This is a genomic window from Aquitalea pelogenes, assembly GCF_001515305.1.
Lineage (GTDB): Bacteria > Pseudomonadota > Gammaproteobacteria > Burkholderiales > Chromobacteriaceae > Aquitalea > Aquitalea pelogenes.
Map to the genome: position 1 here is coordinate 1 of NZ_LNQV01000086.1, position 8484 is coordinate 8484.

General features: G+C 60.5%; 6 protein-coding genes. All 6 read right to left on the reverse strand.

From position 1 onward, the window contains the following. Positions 1–735: 735 nt before the first annotated feature. Positions 736–1674 (reverse strand): choline ABC transporter substrate-binding protein, encoded by a 939-nt coding sequence (locus tag AWT75_RS19965; protein ID WP_045847918.1) that lies wholly within the window; start codon positions 1672–1674, stop codon positions 736–738. A 241-nt stretch (positions 1675–1915) separates the two neighbouring features. Further along, the gene (locus AWT75_RS19970) at positions 1916–2902 is read right to left on the reverse strand and encodes a GlxA family transcriptional regulator (RefSeq protein WP_045847928.1); all 987 of its coding nucleotides are present in this window, start codon (positions 2900–2902) and stop codon (positions 1916–1918) included. Positions 2903–2998: 96 nt separating this feature from the next. Continuing rightward, positions 2999–3865: an ABC transporter permease gene (locus tag AWT75_RS19975; RefSeq protein ID WP_231588914.1), complete on the reverse strand. Its 867-nt coding sequence runs from the start codon at positions 3863–3865 to the stop codon at positions 2999–3001. A gap of 81 nt (positions 3866–3946) precedes the next feature. Beyond that, positions 3947–4996: a quaternary amine ABC transporter ATP-binding protein gene (locus AWT75_RS19980; RefSeq protein ID WP_045847919.1), complete on the reverse strand. Its 1050-nt coding sequence runs from the start codon at positions 4994–4996 to the stop codon at positions 3947–3949. A gap of 764 nt (positions 4997–5760) precedes the next feature. Continuing rightward, on the reverse strand, positions 5761–6870 hold the full coding sequence (locus tag AWT75_RS19985) for an FAD-binding oxidoreductase (protein WP_062791467.1): 1110 nt from the start codon (positions 6868–6870) through the stop codon (positions 5761–5763). Positions 6871–6983: 113 nt separating this feature from the next. Further along, complete coding sequence (locus AWT75_RS19990) at positions 6984–8249, reverse strand: aromatic ring-hydroxylating oxygenase subunit alpha (protein ID WP_062791470.1); 1266 nt, start codon at positions 8247–8249, stop codon at positions 6984–6986. Positions 8250–8484 lie beyond the last annotated feature (235 nt).

Sequence of the window (8484 nt, forward strand, 5' to 3'; positions counted from 1 at the left end):
ACAGACGTGCCGCTCAGGGTCTTAAGCGGTCGGCTGTCCGCAGCGGCGCGACGCTAGCGTGCCGCAAGTTCCGGCCGCGCCCTGAGTGGCATGGCTGGGACGGGAATTCGACGCGCTGCGGGTCGCCTTTTCTTTGGGTACTTTCTTTTGGCGAAGCAAAAGTAAAGTACCTCGACGGCGGGGCGAGACCCGCGATTTGTTTTTGTCTTTGCTTTTCGATGGTTTTCTTGATGCACAAAGGACAAGCATCCGCTGACGCGGATGATGATTTGCATGCCGCTTCCGCGCGGCGGACGGGAAAGAGGGCTTGTCTGGCCAAGCCCTCCTTCACCTCCAAGGCCACCCCACAAGCATGGCCTGCGGCTACCCGACAGGTCCCGTCCGGAGCGAGGCGCGCCTGAACTCGCGATTGGCTAACGTCAAATCGCTCAAACAGGGCAGGCGCTTAACACCTCGCCCCGGCCACCCGTCGGCATGCTTGATGGGGCCCAAGGGACGCGTTGGTGCGGTGGCTTTCCAGCTGGGAAAATGGATTTACTCGGGAGGATTTCACGGTGGATCGCCCCTTCGGGGCATCCACTCTACGGGGTCGGCGCGTAGGGCGGAAGCCCCGGCCTTACCGGGGCGTTCCGCGCCGTGCATCCATGCCATCACACCAAGGTGAGCTGCACTCCAGCCCCCCAAGCGAAAGCCCCGACCAGAGCCGGGGCTTTCAAAGGTGCGCTACCGATTAAATCAGTGACCCAGTGCCTTGTTCACTGCAGCCAGGCCCGGCTTGCCATCCAGCGTGGTGACACCGGCCAGCCAGGTTTTCAGGATGTCCGGGTTCTTCTTCAGGTAATCACGCGCGGCGGTTTCCGGCTTCACCTTGTCCATGATCGGGCCCATCACACGGTTTTCGATGGTGGTGGTGAAGTGCAGGTTATGCAGCAGCTTACCCACATTCGGACAGCGGGTTTCGTAATCCGGGCTGATGGCGGTAAATACCTTGGCTTCACCCAGATTGGGGCCGAACACATCGTCGCCGCCGGTCAGGTAGGCCATCTTGTATTTCACGTTCATCGGGTGCGGTTCCCAGCCCAGGAACACGATCCACTTTTTCTGGCGGATGGAGCGTTCCACCTCGGCCAGCATGCCGGCCTCACTGGATTCCACCATCTTGAAACCCGCCAGGTTGAACTGGTTTTTCTTGATCATGCCGTCAATCAGCAGATTGCCGTCATTACCCGGCTCGATGCCGTAGATCTTGCCGTCCAGCTTGTCCTTGAATTTGGCAATGTCCTTGAAATCCTTCAGGCCACCGGCAGCCACGTAGTCCGGCACTGCCAGCGTGTACTTGGCACCCACCAGGTTGGGGGTGTCCAGTACCTTGATCTGGCCGGCCTTGACGAAGGGCTCGATCACCGGGGTCATGGACGGGTTCCAGTAACCCAGGAACACGTCGATCTGCTTGCTCTTGATGCCGGAAAAGGTGATGGGCACCGAGGCAATGGTGGTGGACGGCTTGTAGCCCAGGCCTTCCAGTACCACGCTGGCCATGCCGGTGGTGGCGGCGATATCGGTCCAGCCTACATCGGCGAAACGGACATTGCGGCATTGCGCCGGGTCATTGGCCAGCGCGCTGCCACAGGCAGCCAGCAATACCGAACCCAGCATCAGCTTGCGAATTTTCATTACACCACTCCCGTATAAATGTTTTGATCAACCCGGTGACAGGATTGCCGTGCCAGCACGATGGGCTGGCTGCGGAGAACAGGTGGAAAACCAAGGTCTTGCACAGGGTCAAGATTGCCATGCGCAGCAAGGGCTACTTGCGCCAGCACGACCCTGACTTGCGCGAATGCGCCGTAGAAAAAAGGCCAGTGCTGCAAGGAGTAACAGCACTGGCCGGCTGCCGGTTTTGCCGCCCGGCAGCTCAGGCAATGACTGCAGAATCAACCAGATACTGCTGCCGCTCGCGGCTGGGCGGATAGCCGAACAGGCCACGGTAGGACTTGGAAAAATGCGATGAGGACAGGAAACCACAGGCCACGGTGACTTCCATCACGCTCATATTGGTTTGCAGCAGCAATTCGCGCGCGCGGCGCAGGCGCAGGTCCAGGTAGTACTGCGCGGGCGTGGTATTCAGATAGCGCTTGAACAGCCGCTCCAGATGGCGCAGCGACACGCCCAGTTCGTCCGCCAGGTTTTCCAGCGAGCGCGGGTTTTCGATATTGCTTTCCATCGACAGCGCCGCGTCCACCAGCGTTTCGTGGCCGGTGCCGATACGCGCCAGCAGCGGGATGTGCTGCCGGTCGCCATTGTCGCGCAGGCGGTCGACGATGAACTGCTCGGACACATCCGCCGCCAGGCTCTTGCCGCCCTTGTGGCGGATCAGGTGACACATGAAGTCCAGCGGCGCCGTGCCGCCACTACAGGTGAAGCGGTCGCGGTCCAGCACGAACAGGTCGGAGGTGAACTTGGTCTTGGGGAATTCCTCGCTGATGGACAGCAGGTTTTCCCAGTGGATGGCACAGCGGTAGCCATTGAGTACCCCGGCCTTGGCCAGCGCGAAAGTGCCGGTACAGATGGCACCCAGCGGCACGCCCTGGGCAGCAAAGCGGCGGATGACGGACAACACCTTGTCGTCCACCGCGTCACGCACCTGCCAGCCGCCACAGACAATCAGCATGTCGTATTGCTGCGGTGCTTCGGGGGAGGTGATGGGAGAGAGTTCCAGCCCGTTACTGGCGGCCACCGGCTGGCCATCAGCCGACAGCAGGCTCCAGCGGTAGAGTTTTTTGCGCGACAGGTAATTGGCCATGCGCAGCGGTTCCACGGCGTTGGAAAACGCGATCATGGAAAACTTGTCCAGCAGCAGGAAACCAATATGCGACAACGATGCGATTTGTTGCGGACCCATGGTGACCTCGGTAGGTGATGTGTGATGGATGGTTTTTGTGTTGTCTTGCATCGGCCGGATGATGGTTGCCATCCGGCCTGCTGATACCGGCAGGGTCTAGCTGCCCTGCTCTGCCGCACGCGTGGTGGGCGTGTGGCCAAAACTCTCGGTAATGCGGTCCAGGATGATGGCGAGCAACACCACCGCCAGGCCGCTTTCAAAACCCAGGCCCACATCCAGCCGCTGGATACTGGCCAGTACATCGTTACCCAGACCCCCCGCCCCCACCATGGAAGCAATGATCACCATGGACAGCGCCATCATGATGGTCTGGTTGACCCCGGCCATGATGGAAGGCAGCGCGATGGGCAGCTGCACCTTGAACAACAGCTGCCAGGAAGTACAGCCAAACGCATGACCGGCTTCCACTTGCTCCTTGTTCACCATGCGGATGCCCAGGCTGGTGAGGCGCACTGCCGGCGGTACGGCAAACACCACGGTGGCCAGAATCCCCGGCACGCGGCCCAGGCCGAAGAACATGGCAGCCGGAATCAGGTAAACAAAGGCCGGCATGGTTTGCATGAAGTCCAGCACCGGGCGCACCAGCATGCCCACCAGCTTGTTGCGGGCACACCAGATACCCACCGGCACCCCCAGCAGCAGGCTGACACAGGTGGCCGACAGGGTAAGCGCCAGCGTGGCGATGGTTTGTCCCCAGAAGCCGGTCGCCCAGATCAAACCCAGTGCGGCACAGACGAACAGGGCAAATTTCCAGCCCAGCCGCCAGAAACCTACACAAGCAAATATCGCGCCCATCACCAGCGGCGGAATGCCCAGCAACAGGAATTCCACCATGGTGGCAAACCAGTCGATGGTGTTGCCGATGGCGTCAAACGCCCCGGCGTTGTGGTCCAGCATGAAATGAATGATCTTGTTGACCCAGTCGCCAATCGGCAACATGTCTTGCGTGCTGATATCAGCCATGACGGCGTACTCCTTCGGTGCGGCTCACGCACCATCCCGGCGCAGCGGCCAGCGGATGGAACGGTAGGCCTGTTGTCCGGTTCAGTGGGTGGCGGTGCTTTGCAGGCGGTGCTGGGAAATCTTGCTCAGCACGCTGCTGGGCGTGATCAGGCCCAGGCACTGGCCCTGATCGTCGCGTACCTGCAGGGGTTCGGTCTGGCCCAGCAGTTGCTGCAATACATCCGGCAGGCTGCAGGACGGCGGCACATGCAGGCCGGGGCGACCGGCATGCGGCGCATGGTTCACCTCGATCAGGTCCTTGGCTTGCAGGTAGCGCGAGGTATCCACGCTCTTGAAGAAGTTGCGCACGTAGTCGTCGGCCGGATTTTCGATGATTTCCTGCGGCGTGCCCACCTGCACCAGGCGGCCGCCTTCCATGATGGCAATGCGGGTGCCGATGCGCAGGGCCTCTTCCAGATCGTGCGACACGAAGAAGATGGTGCGGCGCTGTTCGCGCTGCAGCTTGAGCAGGATGTCCTGCATTTCGGAACGCTTGAGCGGGTCCAGTGCCGAAAAGGCTTCGTCCATCAGCATCAGCGAGGGGTTGACCGCCAGCGCACGCACCAGGCCGACACGCTGCTGCATGCCGCCGGACAGTTCGTGCGGGTATTTGTGGGCAAACGGCGCCAGGCCGACTTGCTCCAGCACTTCCATGCCACGGGCTTCGCGGGTCTTGCGATCCACCCCGGCAATTTCCAGGCCGAATGCCGCATTGTCCAGCACCGAGCGGTGCGGCATCAGGGCAAAGCTCTGGAATACCATGCTCATGTCGCGGCGGCGCAATTCCACCAGCTGCTTGTAATTGAACTTGGTGATGTCCTGGCCATCCAGGATGATCTGGCCGTCGGTGGGGTCCATCAGGCGGTTGATCAGGCGGATAAGGGTGGACTTGCCGGAACCGGACAGGCCCATCAGCACGAAGATTTCCCCTTCCTGCACAGAAAACGACACATCGTTCACGCCGACCACACTGCCGGTCTGCTTGAAGATTTCATCCTTGTGCGCGCCGGATTTCAGCATGCGCATGACGTCTGAGGACTTGCCCCCAAACACCTTGTAGAGGTTCTTCACCACTATCTTGGCCGACTGCATTGTCTCTTCTCCTTCGTAGCGATCACACGCTGGGCCTGACTTGCGCCTGCTTCATTCACCGCTGTCCGGCAGTGCTGAAATCTTGTACGCCAGTCGGTTTGCCATCGTGTCCGGCACGGCAGTCCTGCTGCCGGCCGGGATATGGTCTACCCGGATACTTCGTGCCTGTTCCGGGCCTTTTAACATTGCTGCCTGCCATTGCTGGCTGGCTTTTACCGGTGACCAAAACCAGAACCCTGTGCCCGTCGGGCCACCGCAGTGTGGTATTCCCCATGGCCGTTGCCCGCCAGCTGTGCCGGAATATCGCCGGATCTGCAGACTGACCCGGCAAGCACCGCCACCTCTTCCACCGCCAACGATTTCGAAGAATGTTTAATGTAAATCAAGGATTACGATAGGGAGTTAGTGGTATTTAAAATAACCGCATTCCGACGCTGATCTGCCTGCAAACGACATCAGGTCGAGAAATGACAATTCTTCACCCCTGTACAGCAAAATCAGCTGCTTAGCGCCATCCGGCGGCTACAAGCTGCCCTTCTGACCCTGTCGTAAAAAAACAGCAATACTTTGCTGAGAAAAAACGCCATCTCCAGTGGAATTTCCTGACGCAGTGCACCAATGGCATAACAGCAGCAAATTCCACTAGCTAAAAGGTATAAAGCAAGAAAAATGCCTGTGCCCAAACGGACAGACAGGCATCAAGGGAGCCACACGACAGGCCTGCTCCGGGGGAAAGCAGGCCCAGGGGAAATCAGCGATTACAATCAGCGGTCCACCACCAGATCGCTCAGCGGCTTGCTGCAGCAAGGCAGGAAGAAACCCTGGTCTACCTCGCGCTGGCGGATGCCGCCTTCGTGCTGCATGTCCACCTTGCCTTCCAGCAATCTGGTCTTGCAGGTGCCACACACACCACGGGTGCAGGACGCAGGCAGGCGCATGCCCTTGGCCAGCGCAGCGGCCAGCACGGTCTGGCCCGGTGCCACCGACAGGTCATCCCCCATCTTGGCAAAATGCACATTGAAGCCGCCGCCTTCACAGCTGGCGGATATTTCGTCCACTGCGGCGTCCGGCACTGCGGCCGCCAGCTCGGCAAAATTGAAGCTCTCTTCGTGGTAGTGCTGCATGTCAAAGCCGCAGTCCTGCAGCATCTGCCGCACCGAGGCCATATAGGGTGCCGGGCCGCAGCAGAACACCTGACGGGCCATCAGGTCGGGCACCATGTGCAGCAGGCGCGCCGCGTCCAGCCGGCCGGTAAAGCCCGGCCATTCCGGTTCGCCCTGGCGGTTTTCACAGACAATCGCCTGGCTGAAAGTGGCATGGCTGCTGGCAAGCTGGGCCAGTTCCTTGCGGAAAATGATGTCGCGCGGCGAGCGCGCGCTGTGGACAAACACGATGTCCGCGCCACTGGCCAGGTCGGTCAGCGCCCGGCTCATCGACATCAGCGGCGTGATGCCGCTACCGGCGGACAAGAACAGGTAGGGCGTGCTGGCGTGGCGCACATAGGTGAATTCGCCGGACGGCCCCAGCACATTCAGCTGCATGCCGGGACGCAGGGTGTCATGCAACCAGCCGGACACCACGCCACCGGGAATGCGCTTGACCGTGATGCTGACGCGGTCTGGCCGGGTGGGGCTGGAGGACAGGGTGTAGCAGCGGTTGACGCTTTCACCGTTGATGTCCAGCTCCAGCGTGATGAACTGGCCGGGCTGGTAATGAAAGCGGCGCGGCGGTTCGGCACGGAACACAAAGGTTTTGACGTCGTGGGTTTCCTCACGCACCTGCACGCATTGCAGCGTGCTGTCTTCGCCCGGCTGCCACCAGGGCAGGTCGGCGGCTTGCGGGTGGGTATCCGGATGGGTGTTGACGCTGCTCATGGCGATTCCTTTGCAAGCTGGCTGATCGCCCGTTGGCGGGCTGTTGCTCTAAGAGTGGCAGGCCGCGCCAGGCAGCCTGCCGTTTACGACGTTTTACGGCGCGAAAAACCGGATCAACCCTGTTCCAGCCCTGCCCCCAGGCGGCCGATATACCAGTTGGTGAATTTCTCCACCAGCTCTTCGGTATAGGGCGAATACGGGCCGGGACGGTAGGCGGTGCTGTTGACGCCCACTTGCGACTCTTCCACCAGATGGCGGTCCTGGCCGTTGGTGGCATTCCACACGCGGGTGAGGTTGGCCACGTCGTAATCCACGCCTTCCACCGCGTCCTTGTGCACCAGCCACTTGGTGCGCACCAGGGTGGTGTCCGGGGTCAGCGGCAGTACGGTGAAGGTAACGATGTGGTCGGCCATGAAATGGTGCCAGGAGTTGGGCTGGGTCCAGAACGACAGGCCACCCGAATCGGCGTCCTTGATGTCGCCCAACAGCTTCTTGCAGGCCGAGCCGGTGTCCATGGTTTGCGACTGGCCCTTGCGGTCCAGCGGCATGCGCATGGTGCGGAAGCCAGACACGTCGGATAGCTTTTCGATTTCGGCCGACGGCAGGCCACAGGCCTCCCAGCGCGCATGGCTGTCCTTGACGATGTTTTCGTAATTGGCCAGACCCGCAGCCAGTTCGGCCTTGGGGGCAAAGCCGTAGCTGTAGGCATACAGCGAGATGGTGAGCTCGGGATGGTTGCCGGTGCAGTGGTAGCACTCGCGGTTGTTTTCCATCGTCAGCTTCCAGTTGCCCGCCTCGATGATGTCGATCTGGGCAGCCACCTTGGTGTTTTCAATCTGGTGCGGGGCGATATAAGGGCCCATCTGCTCCAGCATCACGTCGATGTCGGCCGGCGGCTCGTCGGCCAGACAAACAAACAGCAGGCCTTCCAGATTCTTCAGATGCACCGGTTTGAGGCTGTGATGCGACAGGTCGAAGCCTTCGGGCATGTGGTCGGCAAAAATCAGCTTGCCGGCCAGGTTGTAGGTCCACTGGTGATAAGGACAGACCAGATTGCCCACCGAGCCTTTTTCATCGGCGCACAGGCGCGAGCCACGGTGGCGGCAGACATTGTGGAAAGCCTTGATCTGCATGTCGTCGTCACGCAGGATCAGGATGGGTTCCTTGCCGATTTCCACGGTGACATAGTCGCCCGGCTCCGGAATTTCCGACGACACGGCCACGTAAATCCAGTGACGCTGGAAGATGTACTTGATGTCGGCATCAAACACTTCCTGCGAATTGTAGAACGGGGCCTCCAGGCTATACCCCGGCTGACGGCGGGCAACCAGCTCACGCAGTTTTTGTACCGGCTGGAAGCGAATGGCGCTTTCTTGCATTTCACGCATCTCCAAAACTAGTTTTTGCTCAGGCATCCTGCTAGCCGGTGGGTGGGGTGCTGGTCGGATGCTGCGGGGTTGTTGTCAGAAATCGACGAGCTGATGTTGCCTGAGGTAATCCAGCACAACTTGCGCTTTTTCGACAGAATCGCCCTGTTTTACGACCACCCCGGCAGCCTTGGCATCGCCCCCGGCAATAGCCCCCTGCATGCGGGCATGGCCACTTACCTTGCTG

Bases quoted from the DNA above. Each gene is read 5' to 3' on its own strand.
- AWT75_RS19965 (WP_045847918.1), bottom strand. From the start codon at position 1,674: ATGAAAATTCGCAAGCTGATGCTGGGTTCGGTATTGCTGGCTGCCTGT.
- AWT75_RS19970 (WP_045847928.1), bottom strand. From the start codon at position 2,902: ATGGGTCCGCAACAAATCGCATCGTTGTCGCATATTGGTTTCCTGCTG.
- AWT75_RS19975 (WP_231588914.1), bottom strand. From the start codon at position 3,865: ATGGCTGATATCAGCACGCAAGACATGTTGCCGATTGGCGACTGGGTC.
- AWT75_RS19980 (WP_045847919.1), bottom strand. From the start codon at position 4,996: ATGCAGTCGGCCAAGATAGTGGTGAAGAACCTCTACAAGGTGTTTGGG.
- AWT75_RS19985 (WP_062791467.1), bottom strand. From the start codon at position 6,870: ATGAGCAGCGTCAACACCCATCCGGATACCCACCCGCAAGCCGCCGAC.
- AWT75_RS19990 (WP_062791470.1), bottom strand. From the start codon at position 8,249: ATGCAAGAAAGCGCCATTCGCTTCCAGCCGGTACAAAAACTGCGTGAG.